This is a genomic window from Agrobacterium sp. ST15.13.013 (genome assembly GCF_027956525.1).
Classification (GTDB): Bacteria; Pseudomonadota; Alphaproteobacteria; order Rhizobiales; family Rhizobiaceae; genus Agrobacterium; species Agrobacterium salinitolerans.
Window position 1 is genome coordinate 40,522 of sequence record NZ_JAQKGP010000011.1, and the last position, 26,841, is coordinate 67,362.

Annotated in this window: 28 protein-coding genes; 14 read left to right on the forward strand and 14 right to left on the reverse strand. The window is 59.7% G+C overall.

Going from position 1 to position 26,841, the window contains the following annotated elements:
- Positions 1 to 51: 51 nt before the first annotated feature.
- On the forward strand, positions 52 to 486 hold the full coding sequence (locus PL597_RS12940; protein ID WP_077982090.1) for a DUF1489 family protein: 435 nt from the start codon (positions 52 to 54) through the stop codon (positions 484 to 486).
- A gap of 82 nt (positions 487 to 568) precedes the next feature.
- Here the strand turns inward: PL597_RS12940 and PL597_RS12945 are convergent, their stop codons facing one another.
- On the reverse strand, positions 569 to 1,177 hold the full coding sequence (locus PL597_RS12945) for a transglutaminase-like cysteine peptidase (protein ID WP_003523403.1): 609 nt from the start codon (positions 1,175 to 1,177) through the stop codon (positions 569 to 571).
- A 239-nt stretch (positions 1,178 to 1,416) separates the two neighbouring features.
- On the opposite strand from PL597_RS12945, the gene PL597_RS12950 reads away from it, so the two are divergent.
- Positions 1,417 to 1,593 (forward strand): hypothetical protein, encoded by a 177-nt coding sequence (locus PL597_RS12950; RefSeq protein WP_271365305.1) that lies wholly within the window; start codon positions 1,417 to 1,419, stop codon positions 1,591 to 1,593.
- A 280-nt stretch (positions 1,594 to 1,873) separates the two neighbouring features.
- Here PL597_RS12950 and PL597_RS12955 read toward each other — a convergent pair whose 3' ends face one another.
- Positions 1,874 to 2,491, reverse strand: a complete 618-nt coding sequence (locus PL597_RS12955; protein ID WP_077982091.1) for a PilZ domain-containing protein — start codon at positions 2,489 to 2,491, stop codon at positions 1,874 to 1,876.
- Positions 2,492 to 2,674: 183 nt separating this feature from the next.
- Positions 2,675 to 3,232: a PAS domain-containing protein gene (locus PL597_RS12960; RefSeq protein WP_271365306.1), complete on the reverse strand. Its 558-nt coding sequence runs from the start codon at positions 3,230 to 3,232 to the stop codon at positions 2,675 to 2,677.
- A 354-nt stretch (positions 3,233 to 3,586) separates the two neighbouring features.
- On the opposite strand from PL597_RS12960, the gene PL597_RS12965 reads away from it, so the two are divergent.
- Both PL597_RS12965 and PL597_RS12970 read left to right on the forward strand, forming a co-directional pair.
- The gene (locus PL597_RS12965) at positions 3,587 to 4,324 is read left to right on the forward strand and encodes a rhomboid family intramembrane serine protease (protein ID WP_269825145.1); all 738 of its coding nucleotides are present in this window, start codon (positions 3,587 to 3,589) and stop codon (positions 4,322 to 4,324) included.
- 154 nt (positions 4,325 to 4,478) lie between these two features.
- A complete protein-coding gene (locus tag PL597_RS12970) occupies positions 4,479 to 4,913 on the forward strand; it encodes a CBS domain-containing protein (protein WP_080790547.1) in 435 nt (144 codons plus the stop codon).
- Between the two features lie 150 nt (positions 4,914 to 5,063).
- On the opposite strand, the gene PL597_RS12975 is transcribed toward PL597_RS12970, so the two are convergent.
- The 3 genes from PL597_RS12975 to folE all read right to left on the reverse strand — a co-directional run bounded on the left by PL597_RS12975 (position 5,064) and on the right by folE (position 7,205).
- A complete protein-coding gene (locus PL597_RS12975) occupies positions 5,064 to 6,005 on the reverse strand; it encodes a patatin-like phospholipase family protein (RefSeq protein ID WP_077982095.1) in 942 nt (313 codons plus the stop codon).
- A 94-nt stretch (positions 6,006 to 6,099) separates the two neighbouring features.
- Complete coding sequence (gene hisI / locus PL597_RS12980; protein WP_077982096.1) at positions 6,100 to 6,552, reverse strand: phosphoribosyl-AMP cyclohydrolase; 453 nt, start codon at positions 6,550 to 6,552, stop codon at positions 6,100 to 6,102.
- A gap of 26 nt (positions 6,553 to 6,578) precedes the next feature.
- Positions 6,579 to 7,205 carry a GTP cyclohydrolase I FolE gene (gene folE, locus PL597_RS12985; RefSeq protein WP_003495569.1) on the reverse strand — a complete coding sequence of 209 codons (627 nt, stop codon included), beginning with the start codon at positions 7,203 to 7,205 and terminating at the stop codon, positions 6,579 to 6,581.
- A gap of 283 nt (positions 7,206 to 7,488) precedes the next feature.
- Between folE and PL597_RS12990 the strand changes: the two genes are divergently transcribed.
- The 4 genes from PL597_RS12990 (at position 7,489) to thrS (ending at position 10,949) form a co-directional block, all read left to right on the forward strand.
- A complete protein-coding gene (locus PL597_RS12990) occupies positions 7,489 to 7,935 on the forward strand; it encodes an iron-sulfur cluster assembly scaffold protein (RefSeq protein WP_142912336.1) in 447 nt (148 codons plus the stop codon).
- A 3-nt stretch (positions 7,936 to 7,938) separates the two neighbouring features.
- A complete protein-coding gene (yidD, locus tag PL597_RS12995; RefSeq protein ID WP_271365307.1) occupies positions 7,939 to 8,298 on the forward strand; it encodes a membrane protein insertion efficiency factor YidD in 360 nt (119 codons plus the stop codon).
- Positions 8,295 to 8,819, forward strand: a complete 525-nt coding sequence (locus PL597_RS13000) for a DUF1697 domain-containing protein (RefSeq protein ID WP_137410501.1) — start codon at positions 8,295 to 8,297, stop codon at positions 8,817 to 8,819. Before yidD ends, PL597_RS13000 begins: the two co-directional genes overlap by 4 nt.
- 126 nt (positions 8,820 to 8,945) lie before the next feature.
- Positions 8,946 to 10,949, forward strand: a complete 2,004-nt coding sequence (thrS, locus tag PL597_RS13005; protein WP_077982099.1) for a threonine--tRNA ligase — start codon at positions 8,946 to 8,948, stop codon at positions 10,947 to 10,949.
- Between the two features lie 207 nt (positions 10,950 to 11,156).
- Here the strand turns inward: thrS and PL597_RS13010 are convergent, their stop codons facing one another.
- Positions 11,157 to 12,137, reverse strand: a complete 981-nt coding sequence (locus PL597_RS13010) for a hypothetical protein (protein ID WP_137410500.1) — start codon at positions 12,135 to 12,137, stop codon at positions 11,157 to 11,159.
- Between the two features lie 111 nt (positions 12,138 to 12,248).
- Between PL597_RS13010 and PL597_RS13015 the strand changes: the two genes are divergently transcribed.
- From PL597_RS13015 to PL597_RS13025, 3 genes are all read left to right on the forward strand, one after another.
- The gene (locus PL597_RS13015) at positions 12,249 to 12,830 is read left to right on the forward strand and encodes a nitroreductase family protein (protein ID WP_271365308.1); all 582 of its coding nucleotides are present in this window, start codon (positions 12,249 to 12,251) and stop codon (positions 12,828 to 12,830) included.
- The gene (locus PL597_RS13020; RefSeq protein WP_271365309.1) at positions 12,830 to 13,441 is read left to right on the forward strand and encodes a flavin reductase family protein; all 612 of its coding nucleotides are present in this window, start codon (positions 12,830 to 12,832) and stop codon (positions 13,439 to 13,441) included. Before PL597_RS13015 ends, PL597_RS13020 begins: the two co-directional genes overlap by 1 nt.
- A 75-nt stretch (positions 13,442 to 13,516) precedes the next feature.
- Positions 13,517 to 14,707 carry a DUF2336 domain-containing protein gene (locus PL597_RS13025; protein ID WP_142912332.1) on the forward strand — a complete coding sequence of 397 codons (1,191 nt, stop codon included), beginning with the start codon at positions 13,517 to 13,519 and terminating at the stop codon, positions 14,705 to 14,707.
- Positions 14,708 to 14,880: 173 nt separating this feature from the next.
- On the opposite strand, the gene PL597_RS13030 is transcribed toward PL597_RS13025, so the two are convergent.
- Positions 14,881 to 15,300: a hypothetical protein gene (locus tag PL597_RS13030; protein WP_077982104.1), complete on the reverse strand. Its 420-nt coding sequence runs from the start codon at positions 15,298 to 15,300 to the stop codon at positions 14,881 to 14,883.
- A gap of 106 nt (positions 15,301 to 15,406) precedes the next feature.
- On the opposite strand from PL597_RS13030, the gene PL597_RS13035 reads away from it, so the two are divergent.
- On the forward strand, positions 15,407 to 15,862 hold the full coding sequence (locus PL597_RS13035; protein ID WP_137410496.1) for a GNAT family N-acetyltransferase: 456 nt from the start codon (positions 15,407 to 15,409) through the stop codon (positions 15,860 to 15,862).
- Positions 15,863 to 15,933: 71 nt separating this feature from the next.
- Here PL597_RS13035 and PL597_RS13040 read toward each other — a convergent pair whose 3' ends face one another.
- Positions 15,934 to 17,172, reverse strand: coding sequence for an AI-2E family transporter (locus PL597_RS13040; RefSeq protein ID WP_137410495.1), 1,239 nt, complete (start codon positions 17,170 to 17,172; stop codon positions 15,934 to 15,936).
- 228 nt (positions 17,173 to 17,400) lie between these two features.
- Here PL597_RS13040 and PL597_RS13045 point away from each other — a divergent pair, with 228 nt between their 5' ends.
- Positions 17,401 to 19,134, forward strand: coding sequence for an ABC transporter ATP-binding protein (locus PL597_RS13045; protein ID WP_269825594.1), 1,734 nt, complete (start codon positions 17,401 to 17,403; stop codon positions 19,132 to 19,134).
- 23 nt (positions 19,135 to 19,157) lie between these two features.
- Here the strand turns inward: PL597_RS13045 and PL597_RS13050 are convergent, their stop codons facing one another.
- On the reverse strand, positions 19,158 to 19,385 hold the full coding sequence (locus PL597_RS13050; protein WP_269825138.1) for a hypothetical protein: 228 nt from the start codon (positions 19,383 to 19,385) through the stop codon (positions 19,158 to 19,160).
- Positions 19,386 to 19,616: 231 nt separating this feature from the next.
- On the opposite strand from PL597_RS13050, the gene PL597_RS13055 reads away from it, so the two are divergent.
- Complete coding sequence (locus tag PL597_RS13055; RefSeq protein ID WP_269825137.1) at positions 19,617 to 20,942, forward strand: Nramp family divalent metal transporter; 1,326 nt, start codon at positions 19,617 to 19,619, stop codon at positions 20,940 to 20,942.
- 6 nt (positions 20,943 to 20,948) lie between these two features.
- Here the strand turns inward: PL597_RS13055 and PL597_RS13060 are convergent, their stop codons facing one another.
- From PL597_RS13060 to gpt, 4 genes are all read right to left on the reverse strand, one after another.
- Positions 20,949 to 21,281, reverse strand: coding sequence for a helix-turn-helix domain-containing protein (locus tag PL597_RS13060; protein WP_170985515.1), 333 nt, complete (start codon positions 21,279 to 21,281; stop codon positions 20,949 to 20,951).
- Positions 21,271 to 21,549, reverse strand: a complete 279-nt coding sequence (locus PL597_RS13065; protein WP_137410494.1) for a BrnT family toxin — start codon at positions 21,547 to 21,549, stop codon at positions 21,271 to 21,273. The genes PL597_RS13060 and PL597_RS13065 overlap by 11 nt, the downstream gene beginning before the upstream one ends.
- A 119-nt stretch (positions 21,550 to 21,668) precedes the next feature.
- Positions 21,669 to 25,487, reverse strand: a complete 3,819-nt coding sequence (locus tag PL597_RS13070; RefSeq protein WP_271365310.1) for a vitamin B12-dependent ribonucleotide reductase — start codon at positions 25,485 to 25,487, stop codon at positions 21,669 to 21,671.
- A 665-nt stretch (positions 25,488 to 26,152) separates the two neighbouring features.
- Positions 26,153 to 26,650 carry a xanthine phosphoribosyltransferase gene (gene gpt, locus PL597_RS13075; protein WP_060724333.1) on the reverse strand — a complete coding sequence of 166 codons (498 nt, stop codon included), beginning with the start codon at positions 26,648 to 26,650 and terminating at the stop codon, positions 26,153 to 26,155.
- Positions 26,651 to 26,841: the final 191 nt, after the last annotated feature.

The window sequence follows — 26,841 nt, forward strand, 5'->3', positions numbered from 1 at the left end:
AGGCGTCGTGCAGATGCTTGACGCCCGTCGCAAAAAGGCATTGATAGAGGCATGCCTCTACATCTCATCAAACTTTGCGTTGGCGCGGATTCGATCCAGGACTTGCGAGACTGGGTCGCGCACCGCGCGCTGACAGCAATTGCCGCTGGCCTTGAGCCGCATAGCGTCCACACCACCCGGATGATCCCAAAGCGCGTCGAGGAACTGCTGGAAGGCGGCTCTCTCTACTGGGTCATCAAGGGACAGGTGCAGGCGCGGCAGACACTTCTCGATATCCGCTCCTTCAAGGGCGAAGACGGTATTTCCCGCTGCGATCTCATTCTCGGCCCAGAGGTCATCGAAACCTCACCCGCGCCGAAGCGCCCGTTTCAGGGCTGGCGTTACCTGAAGGACGATGAAGCGCCACGCGATCTCGGCGGCGGCATGGGCGGCGAGGACATGCCTTCCGATCTCAGGCGGGAACTGGCGGAGCTTGGGTTGCTCTGACGCTTAACGGATTTGAACATGAAAAAGCCGGCATCCTTGCGGAGCCGGCTTTTTCGTTTGGGGAGACAGGTCGTTTGTTGGTTCAGTTGATGCCGCCGACCGCAGTGGTGGCGCGGCCATCCTGAATTTTCACCCAGCGGCCGGGATTGGCGGTGTCCTGGCGCTTCAGATAGGTATATTCGGTTTCCGACCAGTTCATGACCTTGTTGCGCATGTTGTCGAGAACAAAATCGCCACGATCGGTGCGGACGGTCAGAACGGCATGGCCTTCGCCATTCGGCTGCAGAACCACGGTGATCAGGAGGTTGGAGGCGGAGAAGCCCTTGTTCATCAGCATCTTGCGCTTCAGGAGCACGAAGTCTTCGCAGTCGCCGACCGTGGTGGGATAGGCCCAGCGTTCTTCGACGCCATAGATTTCCATGTCGGTCATCGGCGTGATGGTGGTGTTGACGGTGTAGTTGACGTCGAGCATCGTCTTCCAGCGCTCTTCGGTCAGCTTCATCGGGCCGTTGTCCAGCGAGGTCGGCTGGCATTCGCTCTGATAGGTCTGGCAGAATTCATAGTGGCCGATCGGCGGGTTGGCTTTGCCGATGACGCGCATGACGGCGGCCGGCGAGGCGCTTGCCTGATGCGCGAAGGCGCTGACGATGAATGCGATCAGAGTGAAAACGAAACGGTTGTTCTTGTTCATTGCTTGTCTCCCCGTGGTGAGGAGACATTCGCAGGTATATTTTGACCCCGCGGAAATTTGCGAAGCGCAATTTGAGCTTAAATTTCAGCAAATTAGCCGTTGTTTTGAACTGTATTCGAACTAGTTTTTATGCGTGTTTGAAGCAAATTTTATTACAATTTTACGCGTCTTGGCCTTAGGCTTTTGGTAGCCATCTAGATCGCTGTATTGACAGCGATTTTCCGCGTCCTGCGGTTTTCATGGCGGCGCGCGGCCGGTTCACGGCGCTCAAGGAAGTGGTGGATTTCCCGTTTCGGGATGGCTGTTTCAGGCTGGGACAGGCAGGAAAAAGCGGCAAAAAAACTTCAAAAAAACTGCATTTTTTCCGGAAAAAAGTTTTGCGGAGCGCTTTTCGTCCCAGTTCGCGCGGCGGCTGACCTGAGCGAGGGCGCTAAATGGTCCGCGGCGCTGTCTCGGATCAGAGCCGGCGCGGTTACGGCGTGAAAGTGGAGGTTCGGCGGCGAGAAACAGAGAATGGAGTGTCGGACGCCATGAGCGATGTGTGATCCTCACGCTGTCGCGAAGGGCAGAGCATAGACCGCCACACCGCGATCAGGGAATCTTCTCAATTATGAGACGATGGGGCGAGCGCAACGCGCGCTGAAGACGCCGCCGTATTCTTACGGGCGCAAAACCTGCCGCGTTCGATGGAACGTCCTAGAGAAATTCAATCAGCGCGTCGGGCGATTGCACCCGGTCGAATTCGACCGCGACGCCTTCCATGAAGTGGCGCACGATCTTGCCGCTCATATTCTTGCCGAGCTGGACCCGGCTTCCGAGCGGCGGCCGGTTTTCGATCTCAATGGCCGCACCTGACAGGGAAAGGTCGATCAGCCGGCAGGCGACGAGCACGCCGTCTTCCAGAACGAGCTGTGCCTTGGCGTTACGCGGCGTCAGACGGTCGTGGCGGCGGTCTTCCGGCAGGCCGAGCAATTGACGCTTGGCGATCCAGGCGAGCTGCGCGGCGAGTTTTTCCCGCTTGCGCTCCGGCGCGTTGATGGCGATGAGGAATCCGGATGCGATGAGTGATGTCACCGTGCCTTCGATCCGACCGATATGCTGGAGATAGGCGATGACGCGATCACCGCGGCGGGCAATGCCTGGGCAGGTGAACTGCGCCCTTTCGGCGGTCATCTCGGTTGCGGTGCAATCATATTCTTCATGATCGGGCAACATCAGACGGCCGGTGAAGGACACACGGACGGCGTCGTCGAGGTGAGCTTCCTCAACCGGACGCAGGATTTGGGCGGTGTTGGCCGAACGAGACGAAAACATGGGCAGCGCAATTGTAATGAATGATGACGGTAAGTTTCTACCTTGCGCGAGTTAACAGACTGTATTGTTTAATCTCTACAATTTTTCTGATCGGCAATATCGTTACAGTTCTGACGTATTTTTTTGAGATTCGGGTGCTGCCGGACCTCTCCTGGAGGGGCGGGGAGCGTTGGAACAGGTCCGTCAGCGGCTTTCGGCGCGCGGTGTATCGGCGGCCATCCCATTCACCGGATACCCTTCCGGCGCGATGTCCAGGAGCAGCAGGCGGCTGCTCTTTATGGACAGGCAGTGGATGGGCGCGGCGAATTCGTGTCGCGGCCGCTCCGCAAGCAGCGCCCCGAGCAGCCTTGGGGCGGCGTCGGGATCGGTGCGCAGCGGCAGGAGCAGCATTTCGAATGTCAGCGGCGCCGCGCCATAGCTATCCTCCGCCTCGACATCGAAGACCACGGGTAACTGGTGGTGCAGGATGCCGCGCGCGACGCGGCAGGGGAAGACGGCGTTCGCCGGCTGCCATAACTCCGAAAACGGGCGATCCCGCAATTCCCGGCCGAACAGGTCGCAAAGACGTGTACCGGCAAGGCGGAAAAACGGGGTGTTCTCTCCCTTGTCCGTGAGGATAAAAAGATCGCCGAGGTGATGTTTCAGCTTTGCGGGATCGATGTCCTCGCGTCGCGGGGCCGATCGCTTGCCGCGCAGTTCATCCCAATAAGCGTATATCTCCAGTCCGGCCATGCTCTTCATAGCATCTCTCCATGTTCGTTTTTGGGACATCATGTCCATCCGAACGTCTGTATCTGGAGGTCTAGCGATTTTCGTGCCAAGTGGATTTATTAAGGTTAACAAAGGGTTGATATTGCCCGGTGGCGATAGTCGTGGCATCGGAACGGCCATGTCGGGGAAAGCTCCGTCAGCACAATTCGATGGCGTCGCCTGTTATTTCAAGGCGGGCCCGCAAGCCGGACCGTCTGCGGCCCGGCGTCCTTGCCGATAGCGGTTTGGGCGTCGCGCGCTTCGAAGGCGGGACGGCTTTTTTTTCGTTCGGGCTTCCTATATTGCTCGGGGAACGCAAAATTCGACCAAGACAGGGATGGGATCATGTCCTACGGGGACGGCGAACAGCCGCCGGTTTCGGAAACGCCGGAGCCGAAAGACGACACGAACAATCCCGTCTTCAACTTGCCGTCGCTGCTGGTCGGCATTCTGGCCGCGCTGATCGTCGCTTATGTCGTTCCCGCCTATCTTCTTTCGGAGGAAGGCAATGGCTGGTTTATCTTCACCTTCGGCTTCATTCCGCTGCGTTATGCGGTGCCGTTTTCCCAGCAGGGTCTGGAATGGCTCTGGACGCCGGTGACCTATTCTTTCCTGCATGGCGGCATCGAGCATATTCTCTTTAACGGATTGTGGCTGATGGCCTTTGGCGCGCCGGTTCTGCGCCGGATCGGAACAGTGCGCTTCGTGCTGTTATGGTGCATTTCCGCCGCCGTTTCCGCCTTCGGCCATGCGGCGCTGAACTGGGGCGATGTGACGGTGCTGATCGGGGCGTCCGGGGTCGTTTCGGCGCTGATGGGGGCGGCCTGCCGCTTCGCTTTTCCTGCGCGCGGTGGATATAGCGCCTCCTTCGGGCATCTGATGCCGAGACAGAGCATTCTCGGGGCGCTTTCCAACCGCACCGTGCTGATCTTCACGCTGATGTGGCTGTTCGGCAATGTGCTGATTGCGGTCGGCGTGCCGCTGTTCGGCGATGTCGGCGGCAAAATCGCCTGGGACGCGCATGTCTTCGGCTTTCTGCTCGGCTTCCTGTTCTTCGGGCTTTTCGATCGGCGACTGGTCTGAGCCGATCACGCTCCTTGTCGGCCGTGGCGCAAATTTGCTTTCGCGCGTCCCATCCGGGATTGCATTCATGCGGGCCTCAGCGCACCATATCCCATGATTTGCAACCGCCGGGGGAGACTGCGGCGCTGCGGGTCGCTGCAAAGAGGAGGAAGGCATGGCAACATTCGTAAAGGATCTTCTCGACCGCAAGGGCCGGGACGTCGTGACTGTCGGTCCGGAGGTCAGCATCGGTGAGGCGGCGGGAACGCTGCACGCTCACAAGATCGGTTCCGTCGTCGTGACAGACGCCGATGGCGTCGTTCTCGGCATCTTCACGGAGCGCGATCTCGTAAAGGCTGTGGCGGGCAAGGGCGCCGCCTCCCTCCAGCAATCCGTGTCGGTGGCCATGACCAAGAATGTCATTCGCTGCCAGCATAATTCCACCACCGATCAGCTGATGGAAATCATGACCGGCGGACGCTTCAGGCATGTGCCGGTTGAAGAAAATGGCCGCCTTGCCGGCATCATCTCTATCGGCGACGTGGTGAAGGCGCGGATTGGCGAGATCGAAGCCGAAGCGGAGCAAATCAAGGCCTATATTGCCGGGTGATTTCGTTCGCGACGCGAATCACGTCCCTCATTCCTGTGCTCGCCAGAGGAATCTAGTCAGCCCAAGTCCTTGGGCTGAAAGGAGTCCCTCCGCCATGCAGATGCGTCGGCTGGATTCGTGTGACAAGCATAGGAATGAGGGTCTCGCGCATCAGCGCCGGAATGCCTGCTGCATGCGCTCCAGTTCCGGAATGCGGGAGCGTGTTTCCTCATATCCCCGGTCGATGGCTTCACTGGCGCGATGGAATTCCGAGAGGCCGATATCGTTGATGCGGGGGTGAAGCATCAGGTCGGGCGGGTCGCCCGCCAGGCGCGAGCGCGAAATCCTGTCCTGAATGATGTTGAAGGCCTGCACCATGACGCCCGGCAGGCCGGGACGCGGCGGGCTTTCCACAGCTGGCGCAACGCCGCCATGCGATGGCGACGCGGAGTGCTTGACCACGGCGGAGCGGCCGAAAAGATCGTAATTCAGATTGACCGCGACGACCAGCGCCTGCTCATAGGCCCGGCAGACCGAAACCGGTACGGGATTGACGAGCGCGCCGTCGATCAGCGTGCGGCCGTTGCACTGCACGGGTTCGAAAATGCCCGGCAGCGCATAGGAAGAGCGCAGCGCGGTGACGAGATCGCCCTGGTGAATCCAGACCTCGTGGCCGGTGCGCAGTTCCGTCGCGACCGCGATGAAGGGATGGTCGAGGTTTTCGACGCGCAGGCCTTCCAGATGTTCCTGCATGCGCTTGGTCAGCCGCATGCCGCCGAAGAGCCCGCCGCCGCCGATGGTAAGATCGAGCAGGCCGGCAATGCGGCGCATCGTCAGCGAGCGGGCGAATTCTTCCAGCTCATCGAGCTTGCCGGCGAGATAACAACCACCGACCAGCGCGCCGATCGAGGTGCCGGCGATCATGCCGATCTTCACCCCTGCCTCATCCAGCGCCCGTAGGACGCCGATATGGGCCCAGCCGCGCGCAGCCCCACCGCCAAGCGCGAGCGCTATGCGGTGCTTGTCGACGATCTGGGTGACCGGCGGTTCGTTGCCGAAGGCTTCGGGATTGCCAGCCGAAAGTTGATTGTGACGATTTCCCCATCCCAACATGACTGCACTCCCTGCCAGTTCCGTCAGGCTCCGTCCTATCCCCGGAACCCGCTATATTGGTAGCAAATTGGTGCGGCCGATGGAAGGTGGCCGTTCAAGTTGCGGAATAGGTGGTCGCCGGATCGAAATGGCGGGTATCGTCGGTGATCTTCGTCACCGCCTGGCCGTCGGAGAGTTCGACTTTGCGATAAAAGCAGGAGCGGCGACCGGTGTGGCAGGTCGCGTCATGGCCGGCGACGGAGACCTTCAGCCACACGGCGTCCTGATCGCAATCGGTGCGGAATTCCTTCACCGTCTGCAGGTTGCCGGAGGTCTCGCCCTTCTTCCAGATTTTGTCGCGCGAGCGGCTGTAGTAATGGGCAATGCCGGTTTCGAGCGTCAGCGACAAAGCTTCAGCGTTCATATGGGCAACCATCAGCAATTCGCCGTCACGCGCATCGGTGACCACGGCGGTAACGAGGCCGTGAGCATCGAATTTCGGCGAGAACAGGCCTGCGTTTTCGAGCACTTCCTTGTCCGCAGGCGCGGATGGAAAGGGAATGGACATGGTAACCCCGGAAAATGGCGGAACGATTAGCGGTTCCGCACCATGGTCATGAAGCGTACCTGCTCGGCCGGATCGTTCTTGAACGTGCCGGTGAAGCTGGTGGTCAGCGTCGTGGACCCTTGCTTGTTGACGCCGCGCATGGACATGCACATATGTTCGGCGTCGATCATCACGGCCACACCGCGCGGCTTCAGCGTTTCTTCGATCGATCTTGCGATCTGCGCGGTCATGTTTTCCTGCGTCTGCAGGCGGCGGCCGAAGATTTCGACAACGCGGGCAATCTTCGAAAGGCCGAGCACGCGGCCAGCCGGAAGATAGGCGACATGCGCCTTACCGACGATCGGCACCATATGGTGCTCGCAATGGGAGAAGAAGGGGATGTCGCGCACCAGCACCACATCGTCATAACCGCCGACTTCCTCGAAGGTCGTGCCAAGCACGTCCTGAACATTCAGCTCATAACCGGCAAAAAGCTCGCGATAGGCCTTGGCGACGCGCTTCGGCGTATCCAGAAGTCCTTCGCGGGCGGGATTTTCTCCTGCCCAGCGCAAAAGAACGCGCACTGCTTCTTCCGCTTCGGCCTGGCTTGGGCGAGCTTCTGCCACGTCGGGTTTTGCGCCAGCGCCGGGGAAATTCTTCACGATCGCATCCATTCCGTCTCTCCCGATGCGGGTAAAGGCCGCACCTGAATTCGTTTTTCATCGCGAACTCATGTTCGCAGTTGCTGCTATCTGGTTGTTTTACAGCATTTTGGCAAGACCGGTGCTGTTATTTCGGTATCGGAGCCGTTAATTTCATCACGGCTTGATGTCCAGAAAGCTCGATAGCATATAATGAGAATGAAGGGCAGGAAAGCTTCACTGCGACAAACGCTGTGTTTGAAAAATCTGACCTGTCCTGTTTTTGGGCATTCTTGAGCGCGCCGGGCACCTGACGATGGACGATATCTACAACAATCGCATTCTGGACTTCGCCGGGAATATTCCACTGACGGGAATTCTCGAGGATGCCGATGCGAGTGCTGAAAAACACTCGCGACTATGCGGCTCTAAACTCAAGGTCTATCTGAAGGTTGAAGACGGCATAGTGACGGCTTTTTCGCATGAAGTGCGTGCATGTGCACTGGGGCAGGCCTCGGCCTCCATCATGGCGCATCACATTGTCGGGGCTTCCAGCGGCGAAATCCGGCAGGCGCGGGAAGACATGCTCGCCATGCTGAAACAGGACGGTGAGGGGCCGACGGGTCGTTTTGAGGACATGCGAGTGCTTTTGCCCGTCCGGGATTTCAAGGCCCGCCACGCCTCCACCATGCTGACCTTCGAAGCGGTGGTCGATGCGCTCGACCAGATTGAGGGGCGGCCGGCTCTGAACGTTGCGGGTTAGGCGATGTGTGGCGAACCGGGCTGCCGGCACCAGCAGACAGCGGAAAAAGCGAGCCGATCCCGCAATTGGGCGGGCAGCTTCGCCAAAACGCCGGGGCGGCTTCTGGGCGTGGGTTTCATCCGGCTTTATCAGCTGACGCTATCCGGCTTCATCGGAAATTCCTGCCGCCATATCCCCACCTGTTCCGAATATGGCTATGAGGCGATTGCTCGCCACGGGCTGTGGGCCGGCGGGTGGATGACGCTGTTTCGCGTGGCGCGCTGCGGCCCGGGCGGCACCAGCGGGCTGGACCCGGTGCCGGAAGCGCTCGGCAGCACGGGGCGCTGGTGGGCGCCGTGGCGTTACTGGAGCCTGCATCGATGAATGACTATGTGGCCTTGCTGCACAGCATCGTGCTCGGCCCCGGCAAGCGGCTCATCATGGCCGATCTCAGGGCATTGGCGGAACAGCTGGGGTTTACCGACTGCAAGACGCTTGTCGCGACCGGAAATCTGGTTTTTCGCGCCGAGATGGCACCTGTTCGCGAGATCGAGGACAGGCTGGAGCGCGCCTTCGAAAAGCGTTTCGGTAAACATGTCGATATTCTCGTTCGCGCGGGCGACGACTGGCTGAAACTGGCGGCGGATAATCCGTTTCCGCAAGGCAATCCGCCGGATGTCTGCGTGAGGGTCATGCGGGCGCCGTTGGACCACAGCGTCCTCGAATTGCTGGAGAAATATCGGGGCAGGGAGAAGATCACGCTTGCCGGTGGCGATCTATGGATCGATTTTTGCGGCAAACCGAGCGAGAGCCGGCTGTTGCCTGTCCTGACCACCAAAAGGCTTGGTGTCGGCACGACCCGTAACGCCAATACGGTCAATGGCCTTGCGGAAATGCTTCGCTGAAGCACCCTTCACCTTTGACTGCAATGGCAAAAGCCTTTATCAGCCTGCGTGCCGGCCTGTTGCGGGCAAATCATTATTCCAACACCACCCGCATTCGTTGGCGGGACTGGACAGGAGCACGAGACGATGTCTGAAGCCATTTCCCTTACATTTCCCGATGGATCCGTGCGCAGCTACCCCGCCGGTACGACCGGCCGTGAGGTCGCCGAATCCATCTCCAAATCGCTTGCCAAGAAGGCCGTCGCCATTGCGCTTGATGGCACCGTGCGCGATTTGTCCGAGACCATCACCGATGGCAAAATCGAGATCGTCACGCGCGACGACAAGCGCGCGCTGGAGCTCATCCGCCACGATGCCGCCCACGTCATGGCCGAGGCCGTGCAGGAACTGTGGCCCGGCACGCAGGTGACGATCGGCCCTGTTATCGAGAACGGCTTTTATTACGACTTTGCCAAGAACGAGCCTTTCACGCCGGAAGATCTGCCGAAGATCGAAAAGCGGATGAAGGAGATCATTCAGCGCAACAAGCCGTTTACCCGCGAGGTCTGGTCGCGCGAAAAGGCGAAGGAAGTCTTTGCCGCCAAGGGCGAAAACTACAAGGTCGAACTGGTCGACGCCATTCCCGAAGGCCAGGACCTGAAGATCTATTATCAGGGTGACTGGTTCGATCTTTGCCGCGGTCCGCATATGGCCTCCACGGGACAGATTGGCACGGCCTTCAAGCTGATGAAGGTGGCCGGCGCCTATTGGCGCGGCGACAGCAATAATGCGATGCTGTCGCGCATCTATGGCACCGCCTGGGCAACGCAGGAAGAGCTGGACAATTACCTGCATGTTCTGGCCGAAGCCGAAAAGCGCGACCATCGCCGCCTCGGTCGCGAAATGGACCTGTTCCATTTCCAGGAAGAGGGTCCGGGCGTCGTGTTCTGGCACGGCAAGGGTTGGCGCATGTTCCAGACGCTGACGGCCTATATGCGCCGGCGGCTTGCCAACACCTATCAGGAAGTCAACGCGCCGCAGATTCTGGACAAGTCGCTGTGGGAGACTTCGGGTCACTGGGGCTGGTATCAGGAAAACATGTTCGCGGTGAAATCCGCCCATGCCTTCACCCATCCCGATGACGAGGAAGCCGACCAGCGTGTCTTTGCGCTCAAGCCGATGAACTGCCCGGGTCACGTGCAGATCTTCAAACATGGCTTGAAGTCTTACCGCGAAATGCCCGTCCGCCTTGCGGAATTTGGTAATGTGCATCGCTACGAGGCTTCCGGCGCCCTGCATGGCCTGATGCGCGTTCGCGGCTTTACGCAGGACGATGCGCATGTCTTCTGCACGGAAGAGCAGATGGCGGCGGAATGCCTGCGCATCAACGACCTCATCCTCTCGGTCTACGAGGATTTCGGTTTCAGCGAAGTTGTCGTCAAGCTCTCCACGCGCCCTGAAAAGCGCGTCGGTTCCGACGATCTCTGGGATCGCGCCGAAAGCGTGATGATGGAGGTTCTGAAGACCATCGAGGAACAGTCCGAAGGCCGCATCAAGACCGGCATCCTGCCGGGCGAGGGCGCATTCTACGGGCCGAAGTTCGAATATACACTGAAGGACGCCATCGGCCGTGAGTGGCAGTGCGGCACGACGCAGGTGGACTTCAATCTGCCTGAACGTTTTGGTGCCTTCTATATCGACCAGAACTCGGAGAAGACGCAGCCTGTCATGATCCATCGCGCCATCTGCGGTTCGATGGAGCGTTTCCTCGGCATTCTGATCGAGAACTTCGCCGGTCACATGCCCTTGTGGTTCGCCCCGCTGCAGGTGGTAGTCGCGACGATCACCTCGGATGCCGATGATTACGGCCGCGAAGTCGCCGAAGCGCTGCGCGAAGCGGGCATGGCGGTCGAGACCGATTTCCGCAACGAGAAGATCAATTACAAGGTCCGCGAGCATTCGGTGACCAAGGTTCCGGTCATCATCGTTTGCGGCCGCAAGGAAGCGGAAGAGCGCACCGTCAACATCCGTCGTCTCGGTTCGCAGAACCAGACGTCGATGTCGCTCGAGGAGGCGATCACCAGCCTCGTGGACGAGGCGACGCCGCCGGATATAAAGCGCAAGCTTGCGGCGAAGAAGCAGGTTGCTTGACAAATAACGACGGCCTCTTTGGGGGCCGTTTTTGTTTGCGGGGTAAGGGACGCTTAAAGCTCTCTGAAGTCATCCTCGGGCTTGACCCGAGGATCCACGGTCTGGCGCGGGGAATGGATCCTCGGGTCAAGCCCGAGGATGACGTGGAGGGTGTGGGTCGTTCCTCACAATCTCGCCTCCGACGAGACGATGAATGTGCAATGTCGGCTACTCAAAATCCCCGGACATCTCTTCCGGCGCCTGGTCTTTCATCAGCACTTCCACGTCCGAATCCCGGCCGGAGGTCACCTTGAAATTGCGCTGGTAGACCTTGTCCTTGTTGCGGGCGATGGCGGTATATTCGCCTTCGGCAAGAACCATGGTCGAAAAGGCGCTGACGCTTTCGTTGACAACGTCGCCGCCGCCGTTCAGCACCGACCAGGCCGTATCGGCAATGGCTTCGCCGCCCGGTTCTGAGACCAGCTTGAGGGTGATCTGCGCGGCCTGATGCTGCAGGGTCGCTTCCGTAAGCTTGCCGGCTTCCACCTGGATGTCGGCGCGCACCACCGCGTTGACATTGCCGTATTCCGAAACCACGTGATAGGTCCCGGCGTTCAGCCGCACGATGGTATTGGGCTTGATATCGGCCATGACGAGGCCGCGTTCGCCGTCGGAGCGGACGTCTGAGGAATAGACGGAAAATTTGAGCTGGTTGCCGGAAATCTGCTTGTCGGAACCTGCAACCGCATTCAGTACGAAGCCGCCGGCATCGAGAATCAGCACCTGTTTCTGCACGTTGCCTGAAGTCGGGACATTGAGCTTTTTGGTGACGCCCGCGCGCCCGAAGGCGACGTTGACCAAATATTCGCCCGGCACCAGATGAAATTCGGCAGAGCCGCCTTCCGAGCTTGCCAGCATCGGCAATTTGCCGTCAGCGCCGGGAATGGGGCTGAATACGCGCCATGACAGGCCTTCCTTCACCGCTTCGCCTTCGCTGGTCAGCTTGGCTTCCATGGCGATGTCACGGGCGGCGCTTTCCGGGGCGTTGGGCGCCGTTGGGGCGGTGAAAGCATTGAGCTTCGGCATTTTCGGCGTGCCGCCGAGCTGCTTGAAGTCTTTGAAGGCGTCCTGCGAAAAAGCGGCTTGTGATAAAAGGCCAAGCGCGGCACATGCAATGGTCAGACGTGCCGCGATTTTGATTGCCGACATTTTCGATACCGATTGACTTCTTGATTTTCCCGGATCACTTCAAAACCAATGCCGTGGCTATTTCAAGGCCCAATGTTTTTGCGATGACAGCAGAATGGAAGATTTTTAATCATGACCAGTGATATCAAGCTCCTCGACTATCTCAAGGTTCGCCGTTCCACCCCGGCCCTGCAACTTGCCGAGCCGGGGCCTTCTAAGACTGAAATCGAGGAAATCCTGCGTCTTGCCGTGCGTGTGCCCGACCATGGCAAGCTGGCCCCCTGGCGTTTCGTCGTTTGTCGCGGCGAGGAGCGCGTGCGTATGGGTGAGACGGCGCTCAGGATCGCGCTTGAAAAGAACCCGGAACTGGACCTGCAGCAGCAGGAAGCGGAACGGACACGCTTCACCCGCGCGCCCGTCGTTATCGCCGTTATCAGCACCGCAAAGCCGCATTTCAAAATCCCGGAATGGGAGCAGGTCATGTCCGCCGGTGCTGTGTGCCTCAACCTCATCTTCGCCGCCAATGCCAGCGGTTTTGCAGCGAACTGGCTGACCGAATGGCTTGCTTTCGATTCCGCATTTCTTACGGAAATCGAGGTCGGCGCGGAAGAGAAAGTGGCCGGGTTCATTCATATCGGCTCGACGACATTCCCGCCGGTGGAGCGGCCGCGGCCGGAGCTTGCCGATGTCGTCACCTGGGTCGGGGACGTTTGATGTTCTACACCACGGACACCAATCAGCACGGCCTGCCGCATGATCCGTTCAAGGCTATCGTCGCGCCGCGTCCGATCGGCTGGATCGGCTCGAAGGGCAGGGACGGTTCTCTCAACCTCTCGCCCTATTCCTTCTTCAATGCGATTTCGGACCGGCCAAAGCTTGTGATGTTCTCCTCCAGCGGCAGGAAGGACAGCCTGCGCAACGTCGAGGAAACCGGCGTCTTCACCGCCAATCTCGTCAGCCGCCATCTGGTGGACCGGATGAATGCGTCTTCGGCGCCCGTCGGTTATGATGTCGACGAATTCGCCCTTGCCGGTCTCACCGCCGTCGACGGGCGGGTGGTGGATGCGCCTTTCGTCGGCGAGGCGCTGGCGGTTCTGGAGTGCCGCGTGACCCAGATACAGCAGCTTACGGACGTCGATGGCCAGCCAGCGGATTCGCGGATGGTGATCGGGCAGGTCATGGCGATCCATATCGATGAAACGATCATTCGTGACGGCCGCATCGATATGGGGCTGTCGCGACCCGTGGCACGAATGGGCTATATGGATTACTGCGATGGCGGCAGCGATGTATTCCAGCTGCAGCGCCCCTCTACCGCGCCGTAAATATAGCCCTTCTTCGGCGGCGGTTAATTTTTATGGTGAACCAAACGTAAACCATTTGCGCCTAGAGTTTTATACATGGTGGCGGCGATGATGCCGTCATCCATTGTTGCGAATGTTTTCGAGGCTCAGGTGATCGTACAGGCATTTCTTCGCTGGTCTGAAAAGGCTGGATCGACCGAGCGGTCGAAGGCCGCCAATGCGCTCGGCCGTGCCTATCTTCAGTCCGACATGGCGCGCGAGAACCGCGATGCCGCCTATATGGCGATGACCTATCTGCTCGACGATCCTTCGCCGCGTGTGCGGCTGGCGCTTGCCGAAGCGCTTGCCGACGCCCATGACGCACCGCGCGCCATTCTCGTTTCACTCGCCGAAGACCAGCCGGAAATCGCCTGCACCGTCATTGCCCGTTCACCGGTTCTCGGTGAGGCCGACCTGGTTGATCTGGCCGGGCGCGGCGAAAGCCTGACGCGCGCGCTCATTGCGGCACGGCCCGGCCTGCCGCGCGGTGTTTGCGCAGCGCTTGCCGAAGTGGGCGAACTGCCGGAAACCATCATCCTGCTCGAAAACGACGATGCCTTTATCACGCCGTTTTCGCTCAGGCGCATCGCCGAGCGTCATGGCTCGGACGCCGATATTCGCGACCTCCTGCTTCGCCGCGAGGCGCTGCCCGCCGATGCGCGTCACCTGTTGGTGGGCCGCATCAGCGAAGCTCTCGCAGGCTCCGCGCTCGTTCACGCGATGATCGCGCGAAACCGCGCCGACAGCGTTTTCCGCGAGGCGGAAGATTCCGCCACCATCCTTATCGCATCAAACGTTTCCTCGCCGGAGCTGCCGGCGCTGGTGGAGCATCTGCGCCAGCGGCTGGAGCTGACGCCCGCGCTGCTCATCCATGCCGTCTGTTCGGGACGCCTGGAATTCTTCACGGCGGCCATGGTCAATCTCTCCGGTCTCGATGACCGCAAGGTGCGCGCCATTCTGGCGACCGGGCGGCCGCATGCGTTGAAGGCGCTATTCCAGTCGGTCGGTCTTTTCGGCGATGTTGTCGACGTCTTTATCGAGGCGACGCTGCTGTGGCGCCGCGCTGCCCGATCGCAGCTTGCCGATGTGGCGGCCTCAGTCTCGGCGGAACTGCTGGCGCATTTCCGCGACGTCAACGGTTCCGAAACGCTGTTCGAATTGCTGCATGCCGTGCGCAAACTTGCCATTGCGGAAGAGCGGCAAAAGGCGCGGTATTACGCGGAAGCGCTTTCGCTCGAGGCGGCGTGAGATTCGTGATGTTTCCGGGCAGGAGAATCCCCACACTCTCATTCCTGTGCTTGTCACAGGAATCCAGCCGACGCGCGTCTGCGCGGCGAAAAGACTCGCTCTAAGCCCAAGGACTTGGGCTGGCTAGATTCCTGTGACAAGCACTAGATTGAGGGAAGATCGGTTCCTAGCAATCACTTATCGAACCGCTTTGCGATCCACGAATAGCTGTTCTCAACCATCCTCACCGGCGTGCCCAGGAGATGCTTTATGCCTTCCGTGGAAGGCAGGATACGGCTGACACGGCTGATTGCCTGTTTTGTGAGGCTTTCCTCCTCCTTCGGCGTAACCGCTGCCGTTGCCTGCGGCGCCGTGGCCGGCGCAGTGGCTGGAGGTTGCGTACCGGCCGTCTGCGGCGCCTGTTCGCCCGGTGTCTGGCACACGGCTACCACGACAGGGTAGGGCGCGTTGGCGTAACGCTCCAGCTCCTTTTCCGACACGGCGTCGCACAGTTCGATGCTCGTCCAGCGCTGCTGCGAGGTGGCGAGGTAATGGCAATCGGTGGCGCTGTCGTCGCAGCCAAGGAAGGTCATGAGAACGAGGGCTGTTTTCATGGGGTGTGTTGCCTCTGTCGGGAATTATGCTCTAGAAACTCATCTATCCCGATTGCAGTGACATTACGACGAAATACGCATTTTTACAGAGAAGGCAGGCATCGCATTGGCCACCGAAATCAAGCTTGAAACACCGAGGCAGGATGCGGTTCTGCGCCTCATCGACCTTTCCAACGCCTATATGGCCTCGCTTTATCCCGCCGAAAGCAATCATCTGGTCGATATCGGCCAGCTTGAGCAGGACAATGTTTCGTTTTTCGTGGCGCGGTACGATGGCCGCGTGGTCGGCTGTGGCGCGCTGGTGGAGGCGGGTGACGGCACGGCGGAGATCAAGCGCATGTTCGTCGATCCCGAGGCGCGGGGATTGCGGATCGGCAAGCTGATCATGGATACGCTTGTCATGCGCGGCGCCGAGCTTGGCCTTTCCGCCATTCGCCTCGAGACCGGCATCAGCCAGCCAGAGGCGATCGGTCTTTACCGCAAGGCGGGGTTCGTGGAGATCGAGGCCTTTGCGCCTTATAAGCCGGATCCGCTCAGCCTGTTCATGGAGAAGGCGCTTTAAGACTACGGCGCCAGTTTGCCGAGACCCTGCCGCGATCTAATCACGGAGGCGCCTGCCGCAGACTTCAACGATCAAAACGCCGCTTTCCGAAACGCGGTCGTTTGCTCGCTATCCTCTTCGAGCGCGGCAACCTCATCAACCGAATCGTCCTCCGTCGGCGGCGGTGGCGGAGCCTCGGGGGTCGCGGCGGCGGACAGTTCCACCTCGCGCACCCATTCGCGCCAGATTGCCACCAGAAGCGCCATCAGCACCGGGCCGATGAAGAGGCCGAGGAAGCCCATGGTCTTGACGCCGCCGACGAGGCCGAAAAAGGTGGGCAGGAAGGGCAGCTTGATCGGGCCGCCGACGAGTTTCGGGCGGATGGTCTTGTCGACGATGAAGAGCTCCACCGAACCCCAGACGAACAGCGCCAACCCGTGGGCGGGCGAGCCGCTGGCGACCAGATAGATCGAAACCAGCGTAAACGAGAGCGGCGCACCGCCCGGAATGAGCGCCATGACGCCGGTGAGCACGCCGAGCGTGACGGGTGAGGGCACGCCGGCGATCCAGTAGGCGATGCCGAGGATGATGCCTTCGCCGATGGCGATCAGCGTCATGCCGGTGACCGTGGAGCTGATGGTGGCTGGCACGACGCGGGAAATGCGTTCCCATCGCGTCGGCAGGATGCGTTCGCCCACCAGATCGACCTGCCGGGTGAAGCCTGCGCCGTTGCGGTAGACGAAGAACAGCGCGATCAGCATGAACAGCAGGGTCAGAACCAGATGAAACGCGCCGTTGCCGGCGGCGAGGATCGCCCGATAGATATTGCCGATATTCGCGCCGCTGACGAGCTGGATGAGTTCGCCGATGGCGCCCGGCGTGCCGATATATTTCACCCATTGTTCGCCAAGCCAGGGGCCGACGGCGGGAAGGGCGGCGATCCAGCCCGGCACGGGCGCACCCGTCTTGTTGACATGCACCGCCCAGCCGAACCATTCGCGGATTTCGCTTGCCGTATAGGAGGCGGCGATGAAGATCGGCACGACGAGGAAGGCGAGGATGAGGATGATGGCGATGGTGGCGCCGAGCGTGGTGTTGCCGCCCACCTGCCGCAGAAGCCGGGTGTAAACCGGCCAGCTGGCGAAACCGATGACGAGAGCGGCGAGAACGGGAACGAGGAAGCCATGGAAGAAATAAATGCCGGCAAGAGCGACGAGAACGAGAAGCCAGCGCGCAGCCGAGATGGGCGGGATCAGGGCGATCCGCGTCGGGCTGGCAGGACCAAGCCATCTCGGTTCGCCACTGGGCTTACGGCTGTCAATGTTACTCACGGCAGGCTCTTTCTCGCATTCTCCCCGAAGGGTGCATTCACTCTGTCACACCGATACATATAAGTGCAATATAACCCGATCACATTACCGTTGTGTGTTTATTGCCGAACCTATTGAACAATTTTGGTAAAAATAGAACATCGGTCTTGGCGCGCGCATTGAAATATGACAATTAAACTCCGTTTTTCTGCGGCATAACGTCGCCGCGCCCGATCGTCAGGTCATGCCATGCTCCGCCGTTTCTTCGCCTATTATCGCCCCTATCGCGGTCTGTTCATTCTCGATTTTTCCTGCGCGGTTTTGTCGGGCGTGCTCGAACTCGGTTTTCCGATGGCGGTGAAGGCCTTTGTGGATGTGCTGCTGCCGGGCGGTGAATGGGCCATCATCCTTGCCGCTTCGGTCGGGCTGCTGCTTATCTATGTGCTGAATACCGGGCTGATGGCGACCGTCACCTACTGGGGACACATGCTCGGCATCAATATCGAGACCGACATGCGGCGGCTGGCTTTCGATCATCTGCAGAAGCTTTCCTTCCGTTATTTCGACAACCAGAAGACCGGCCATCTGGTCGGGCGGCTGACCAAGGACCTGGAAGAGATCGGCGAGGTGGCCCACCACGGCCCCGAAGACCTTTTCATCGCCATCATGACCTTCATTGGCGCGTTCCTTTTGATGCTGTCAGTGAATGTGCCGCTGGCGCTCATCACCGCCGCCGTCGTGCCCGTTACCGCCTGGGTGACCAGCCGTTACGGCGGCCGCATGACGCAGAATTTTCGCGCGCTTTACGGCCGTGTTGGGGATTTCAATGCCCGTATCGAGGAAAATGTCGGCGGCATGCGGGTGGTGCAGGCCTTCGCCAATGAGGATCACGAGCGGACGCTGTTCGAGAAGGACAATCAGAAATACCGTCGCACCAAGCTCGACGCCTACAAGATCATGGCGGCCAGCACCTCGCTCAGCTATATGAGCATGCGCCTGACGCAGATGATCGTGATGATCTGCGGTGCATGGTTCGTGCTGACGGGCGATCTCACGGAAGGCGGCTTCGTCGGCTTCCTGCTGCTGGTGGGCGTGTTTTTCCGGCCGGTGGAAAAGATCAATTCGGTCATCGAGACCTATCCGAAGGGCATTGCCGGTTTCCGCCGCTTTACCGAACTTCTGGACACCGCGCCCGATATCGTCGATGCGCCCGATGCGGTGGAAGCGCCCTTGCTGCGCGGCGATATCGAATATCGCCATGTCGGTTTCGGTTATGCCGAGGGCAAGACGGTTCTTACCAATATCGACCTGAAGATCAGCGCCGGCGAGACTGTTGCCTTCGTCGGTCCGTCGGGGGCGGGCAAGACGACGCTGTGCTCGCTTTTGCCGCGCTTTTACGATGTGACGAGCGGTGCGATCACCATTGACGGCATCGATATCAGAAAGATGAAGCTCGCCTCGCTGCGCAACCAGATCGGCATCGTGCAGCAGGATGTTTTCCTGTTCGGCGGTACAATCCGCGAGAATATCGAATATGGACGGCTTGGCGCTTCGGATGCGGAGATCATGGAGGCGGCGCGCCGCGCCCGTCTTGATGGTGTCATCGAGGCCATGCCGCTCGGGCTTGACACCGTTATCGGCGAACGCGGCGTCAAACTGTCCGGTGGGCAGAAACAGCGTCTCGCCATTGCCCGCATGTTCCTCAAGAACCCGCCGATCCTCATTCTTGACGAGGCCACCTCGGCGCTCGACACGGAAACCGAGCGCGCCATCCAGCAATCGCTGACCGAGCTTGCCAAGGGCCGCACCACGCTCGTCATCGCCCACCGGCTGGCGACAATCCGCGATGCCTCGCGCATTGTGGTGGTGGACCAGAGCGGTATTGCCGAAACCGGCGCGCATGCCGAACTCTTGGCTGCCAAGGGCCATTATAGCCGTCTGCATGAGGCGCAGTTCAGCGGGCATCTTGCTGGCCTCAGCTGAGTCCGGTGCGGTTGCGCCGCCGCTTACCCGCCGTTCTCTGCCGCCTGCTCCTCCACGATGCCGGGGTTTGGTTCCGGCTTGCCGGGGTGGCTTGTGACGAGATAACCCATGGCGACCGCGGCGGCGACAATGAACAGCAGCACGATTCCGCTGATCGTCATCATCCAGTCGCGTGGTTTCCTATTCGCCATAATATATTTCGGCCACTGGCTTGGATGGTTCACCAGACTGAATTTGTGGCCCTGTCGCATAAATTTCCCCCGGTGTTGGAGTGCTTCCTCAAAGACCAACGCAGGCGGGTGCGCAGCTGTTCCGAAATCCACAGGGCATGCAGATGACAAGGCTGTGAGGCGCAAGCTCGACACGCGCCTGCGGCGTCGTGTGCCGATATCCGGCCGCAAAATGCCCCTTGCCAGTCGCTGCCGCTTATGCGAATGATTTGCAATTGCATCAATTCATTCTCCCATTTGAAAGCACATAAGATGGACAAGCCTGTCTTTGGATGGCGACGGAACGGCGACGATCTCTCGTTGTCCGACGTTCACTCCTCGATCCGCATCAAACCGAATGCCGGGACGTTTCGGCGCGCCATGGCCTTTTTCGGCCCCGGCTATCTCGTTGCCGTCGGTTATATGGATCCCGGAAACTGGGCGACGTCGCTCGCCGGTGGTTCGAAGTTCGGCTATACGCTGCTGACGGTGGCGCTGATGTCGAACATCATGGCCGTTGTCCTTCAGTCGCTCTGTGCGCGTCTTGCGATTGGTTCCGGGCGCGATCTGGCGCAGGCCTGTCGCGATGCCTATCCGAAACCTGTGGCGATGGTGCTGTGGCTGCTGGCCGAAATCGCCATCATCGCGACCGATATCGCTGAGGTCATCGGTACGGCGATCGGTCTCAACCTGATTTTCGGCATTCCGCTGGAGCTGGGCGTCCTCATCACCGCGCTCGATGTCTTCCTGATCCTTTACCTGCAAAGGCTTGGCTTCCGCTGGGTGGAAGCGCTTGTCATCACGCTGCTTGGCGTCATCGCCGTGTGTTTCGCCATCCAGCTGGCGCTGGCCGATCCAGACTGGGGCCAGGTGATCCGCGGTTTTGCGCCGACGACCGACATCGTGACCAACCCGGACATGCTCTATCTGGCGCTCGGCATTCTCGGCGCGACTGTCATGCCGCATAATCTCTACCTGCATTCCGGCATCGTGCAGACCCGCGAAATCGGCAAAACAATTGCGCAGAAACGCGAGGCGTTGAAATTCGCCACGCTCGATTCCACCATCGCGCTGACATTCGCTCTCGTCATCAATGCCGCGATCCTCATTCTCGCGGCGGCGACCTTCAACAAGGCGGGGCAGACGAACGTCGCCGAACTTGGAGAGGCGCATAATCTGCTCGCGCCGCTGCTCGGCCTTGCCATTGCGCCGACGCTGTTCGGCGTGGCGCTTTTGTGCTGCGGCATCAATTCCACCGTCACGGCAACGCTTGCGGGCCAGATCGTGATGGAGGGTTTCCTCAAGATGCGGCTCGCCCCCTGGCTGCGCCGCCTCATCACCCGCGCCATCGCCATCGTTCCTGCCGCCGCTGTCACCATCTTTTATGGTGACAGCGGCACGGGCCAGTTGCTGATCCTGACGCAGGTGGTGCTCAGCCTGCAGCTCTCCTTTGCCGTCTTCCCGCTTGTGATGTTCACCGCCGACCGGACGAAGATGGGCGAGTTGCGCTCGCCACTCTGGCTCTCGGCCATTGCATGGTTGATCGCACTGGTGATTGCGGCGCTGAATGTGAAGCTGCTGGTGGATTTTATGGGGTGAGGCGGGTCAAGCCGCGCCCTTTCGGAGCGCGGCTGCCGTTCCCTCGGGGTCAACGGCGATGACTTTCAGATAGGCGCGGGCCGGTTGATCCGGCTCGCTTCGGCCCTGTTCCCAATCGCGAAGGGTGCCGAGCGGAATATGATAGCGCGCAGAGAATTCTTCCTGTGTCAGCTTCAGCGCCCGGCGAATGATCTTTATGCGTGGCATTCTGGGAGCCGCGGCAAGCTGTTCGGCGGAAAGCGGCGCGTTATCAGGGTCGGCCAGCGCATTGGCCTCCGCCTCTTCGTCGGTCATGGCGTGAAGACGAGCCCAGTCTGTTTGATCGATTTTACCAGCCATTGTCGTCATATTCCTTGCACTCTGCGCGTGTCGCCTTTCGTGCGGAGATGATACGGATCACTTCGCTTCGTTCGGTATAGATCACGGTCAGAAACAATCCATTGCCCAATCCCACTATACGCCGTCGGACTTCACCGTAGTTGGCCGAACGATCTTCGACATCCACCGCAAAGGGATCGTCAAAAACTCCACGGGCCGTTTCAAAACTGACGCCATGCTTGGCGAGATTGGCTGACGCCTTATCTGAATTCCATTCGAAATATAACATTCTGAACTACGGGTTTCCAGTAGCTGCAATAAATAAAACATCAAAACAATAAGGGCTCTTTCATATCTGAAAGAGCCCTCAAGACTACTCATTTTTTTGGTGGAGCCTAAGCCAAATGCTTAGCTGCAACCGCTCGTCGCACCGCAAGTATCGCACTTTTCACAAGTGCCGTTCCGCACCATCGTGAAGTTCTGGCATTCCGAGCACATGTTGCCGGTATAGCCTTGAGCGATCGAGCGCATGCGGCGTTCGTTTTCGACCTTCTTGGCTTCCGTCTTGGCCGAGGCAGCGTCTGCGGCGGCCTTGTCGGAGAAGAGGGCGGTGGCGGTCTGCTTGGCTTCCTGAACGACCTCGTCGATCACCTCTTCGGCGATTTCTTCGGCCAGTTCCTTGGCGCGTTCTTCATAGTCGCGCTTGAAGGAGACGATTTCCGATGTGGAGATCGCGACTGTCGGTTCCAGCTTGCGGGCGGCAGAGCCGGCAAAGGAGGTGACGTTGGCCGAGGCGCGGGCAGGAGTTGCCGTTGCCGAACCCTTGGGCTCTGAAGCGGCGCGTTCACCTTCATTGCTGGAAACCAGCGTCGGCTTGTAACCGCGTGTCCAGCCGGTGGAGAGCAGGTTGGTCTTGCCTTCCTGGATACCCTTGCCGAGTGCGGTATTGGAGAAGTCCGACGTATCGACATGAGCGAGGTCGTGACGGCCGAGATAGGAGACGGCGAGTTCGCGGAACACGTAGTCGAGGATCGAGGTGGCGTTCTTGATCGCGTCGTTGCCCTGCACCATGCCGGCCGGTTCGAACTTGGTGAAGGTGAATGCCTCCACATATTCTTCCAGCGGCACGCCATATTGCAGGCCGAGCGAAATGGCGATGGCGAAGTTGTTCATCATCGCACGGAAGGCAGCACCTTCCTTGTGCATGTCGATGAAGATTTCGCCGATGCGGCCGTCACCGAATTCGCCGGTGCGCAGATAGACCTTGTGACCGCCGACAGTTGCCTTCTGGGTGTAACCCTGACGGCGGTTCGGCAGCTTTTCACGCTCGCGCGAGACACGCTCGATGACCCGTTCGACGATCTTTTCGGTGATCGTCACGGCCTGCTGTGCGGCGGGCTGCTGGATCAGCTCTTCGATCAGGTCTTCTTCGTCCTCGTCTTCCACCAGCGAAGCATTGAGCGGCTGGGAAAGCTTGGAGCCATCGCGGTAAAGGGCGTTGGCCTTCAGCGCCAGCTTCCAGGACAGCATGTAGGCTGCGCCGCAATCTTCCACCGTCGCATCGTTCGGCATGTTGATCGTCTTGGAGATCGCGCCGGAGATGAAGGGCTGAGCCGCCGCCATCATGCGGATATGCGATTCGACCGAGAGGTAACGTTTGCCGATCTTGCCGCAGGGGTTGGCGCAATCGAAGACGGGCAGGTGCTCGTTCTTGAGGAACGGTGCGCCTTCCAGCGTCATCGCGCCGCAGACGTGCACGTTCGCTGCTTCGATGTCCTTTTTGCCGAAGCCGAGGTGCTCGAGCAGGTTGAAGCTCATGTCGGAGAGCTGCTCGTCGGAAACCTTCAGCGTTTCCTTGAGGAAGTCGGCGCCGAGCGTCCACTGGTTGAAGACGAATTTGATGTCGAAGGCGCTCTTCAGCGCGCCGTTGACGGCTTCGATCTTCTCATCGGTGAAGCCCTTGGCCTTCAGCGTCGAGGGGTTGATGGCCGGCGCCTGGTTGAGATTGCCATGGCCGACGGCATAGGCTTCGATCTCGGCGATCTGGCTTTCGGAATAACCGAGCGAACGCAGCGCCTCCGGAACAGCCCGGTTGATGATCTTGAAGTAACCGCCACCGGCGAGCTTCTTGAATTTTACCAGCGCGAAGTCCGGCTCGATACCGGTCGTGTCGCAATCCATGACGAGGCCGATCGTGCCTGTTGGCGCGATAACGGTCGTCTGGGCGTTGCGATAGCCGTGCTTTTCGCCAAGTTCCAGCGCCTTGTCCCAGGCAGCCGTTGCGTGAGCGATCAGGTCCTGATCCGTGCAATCGGCGTGGATGAGCGCGACCGGATTGACCGACAGGCCCTCATAACCATCCGACAGGCCATGGGCGGCGCGGCGGTGGTTGCGGATGACGCGCAGCATGTTGTCGCGGTTCGGCGCAAAGCTCGGGAACGGGCCAAGCTCGCCGGCCATTTCAGCCGAGGTTGCGTAGGAAACGCCGGTCATGATGGCGGTCAGTGCACCGGCGATGGCGCGGCCTTCGTCGCTGTCATAGGGAATGCCGGAGGACATCAAGAGACCGCCGATATTGGCGTAACCGAGGCCGAGCGTCCGGTATTCATAGGAGCGTTCGGCAATCTGGCGCGACGGGAACTGCGCCATCATGACCGAGACTTCGAGAACGACGGTCCACAGGCGGACGGCGTGTTCGTAATCGGCGATGTCGATGCGCTTCGTCTTGGCATCCTTGAACTGCAGCAGGTTCAGCGAGGCAAGATTGCAGGCCGTGTCGTCGAGGAACATGTATTCCGAGCACGGATTGGAAGCGCGGATCGGGCCTTCGGCCGGCGAGGTGTGCCAGTCGTTCATGGTGGTGTTGAAGTGCAGGCCCGGATCGGCGGACGCCCAGGCGGCGTGGGAAATCTTTTCCCAGAGGTCGCGGGCCTTCAGCGTCTTCATGACCTTGCCGTCCTTGCGGGCGGTCAGGTTCCAGTCACCGTCATTTTCGACAGCGCGCAGGAAGTCGTCCTTCAGCGAGACGGAGTTGTTGGAGTTCTGCCCTGATACCGTGAGGTAGGCTTCCGAATCCCAGTCCGTGTCATAGGTCTTGAACTGGATGTCCTTGTAACCCTGCTCGGCGAACTGAATGACGCGCTTGACGTAGTTTTCCGGCACCATGTCCTTCTTGGCAGCGCGGATTTCGCGCTTCAGGGCAGGGTTTTTGGCCGGGTCGAAGCAATCGCCATTGTCGGCCTCACAGTTGACGCAGGCCTTCATGATCGCCTTCAGGTGCTTGGCGACGATCTTGGAACCGGTGACGAGAGCGGCAACCTTCTGCTCCTCGTTCACCTTCCAGTCGATATAGGCTTCGATATCGGGATGGTCGGCATCAACGACCACCATCTTGGCCGCACGGCGGGTCGTGCCGCCGGACTTGATGGCGCCGGCAGCACGGTCGCCGATCTTGAGAAAGCTCATCAGGCCGGAGGATTTGCCGCCGCCGGAAAGCTTTTCGCCTTCGCCGCGCAGATAGGAGAAGTTGGAGCCGGTGCCGGAGCCGTATTTGAACAGGCGCGCTTCACGCACCCACAGGTCCATGATGCCGCCTTCGTTGACGAGGTCGTCCTCAACGGACTGGATGAAGCAGGCATGCGGCTGCGGATGTTCGTAAGCGGATTTGGACTTGGTCAGCTTGCCCGTGAAGGGGTCGACATAGAAGTGGCCCTGGCCCGGGCCATCGATGCCATAGGCCCAGTGCAGGCCGGTGTTGAACCATTGCGGGCTGTTTGGCGCAACACGCTGGGTGGCGAGCATATAGGCAAGCTCGTCGCGGAAGGCCAGCGCATCTTCTTCGGACGAGAAATATTTGCCCTTCCAGCCCCAATAGGCCCAGGTGCCGGCCAGACGGTCGAAAACCTGGCGCGCATCGGTCTCGGAGCCGAAACGTTCGGCTTCCGGCACGTCCTTCAGCGCCTTTTCATCGGCAACGGAGCGCCACAGGAAGGAAGGAACGTCGTTTTCCTCAACCTTCTTGAGAAACTTCGGAACGCCGGCCTTGCGGAAATATTTCTGCGCCAGAACGTCGGTCGCAACCTGGCTGAACTGCGCGGGAACGTCGATGTCCGCCAGACGGAACACGATGGATCCATCCGGGTTCTTGATTTCACTGACGGCCTTGCGGAAGTCGATCTCCGCATAAGGCGATTGGCCGGGCTTCGTGAAGCGGCGTTCAATGCGCATGGGTTTGTGTCCTCGTCCATTGGGCGCCCGGTGAAGGGCGCAAAAATCCGTTCCAGCCGTGCGATGCCTTCGCGCAGCCGGGTTTTGCCGATCTAATAGGGATGCTCATCCTTGGATGTCATCCCTGTATCTCGTGTTTAAGATGGCTGCAAGCCTACTATATATAGTATTAACACATTCTTGCTGCCAGTCCCCGCCTCATGTTTTTGGCGGTTCCACAAGGCGCAGAAAAACCACCGGCGAGCCGCCCCCTCATGGCCGGGACGCCGTTTGGACATGCGCGCTGAAGATGGAGAAGAACCGGCCTCGTTACTTTCCGGTCCGTTGCCGCCGCAACATAAGTGTCACTTTCCTCTCGCGGCACAGATTCGTCAAGCCATAGATTGAAACCCATTTTTAACCACAAGATATTGTGTGGAGTGCCTGTGGAAAACGGGGATAGGAAAAGCTAGTAGAAAAATCAGTGACTTGGCGGGAAGGTTTGAAGCTTGCGCGAGGCTGGTTTCCGCAACGGAAAGGCAAAACCCTGCATTTCCGGGGTGAGGCATAATGGCGACACTGCGGTTTTTCCGTGTTTTCCGCAGCTTTCAAAAAAGACATTTCTCCACAAAAAACCGCCCACGAAGGGGCGGCTTTTCATGTGCGATTTTGAATGACGGCAGCAATCAGCCGCGCGATCCCTTGGCGATCGGCTCCTGATAGGTGAAGCCCATGTCCCAGGGGAAATAAATCCAGGTGTCCTGGCTCACTTCAGTGACGAAGGTGTCAATGGTCGGCACGCCCTTCGGCTTGGCGTAAACGCAGGCAAAATGCGCCTTCGGCAACATTTCGCGCACTTCCAGCGCCGTCTTGCCGGTGTCGGTCAGATCGTCGACAACAAGCACGCCTTCGCCGGCGTCGCTCGTCAGCTCGGGGGCCACGCCCTTCAGGAGAACCGTGTCGCCCTGGTTGACATAGTCATGACGGGTGGCGATGCAGACCGTGTCGATCATGCGGATGTTGAGCTCGCGCGAAATGATCGCCGCCGGAACGAGGCCGCCGCGGGTGATGCAGACGATTGCCCGGAACTCTTTGTCGAGACCGGCAAGACGCCAGGCAAGCGCACGGGCGTCGCGGTGGAACTGGTCCCAGGAAACGGGAAAGGCTTTATCGGGAAGGGACATGTCGTCTACCATCTGGTCAAAATTGTCGATGGCTTTGGCTAATAGCCGCAAGACCGGCAAAAAGGCAAGAGTTCCGCAAAAAGGTGAGTGCGGGAGATTACGGCTTGGTTCTTCTCCCCACGGGGGAGAAGGTGGCCCGAAGGGCCGGATGAAGGGGCAACGGTAGAGATATGCGGAGGGCTTGCCCCCTC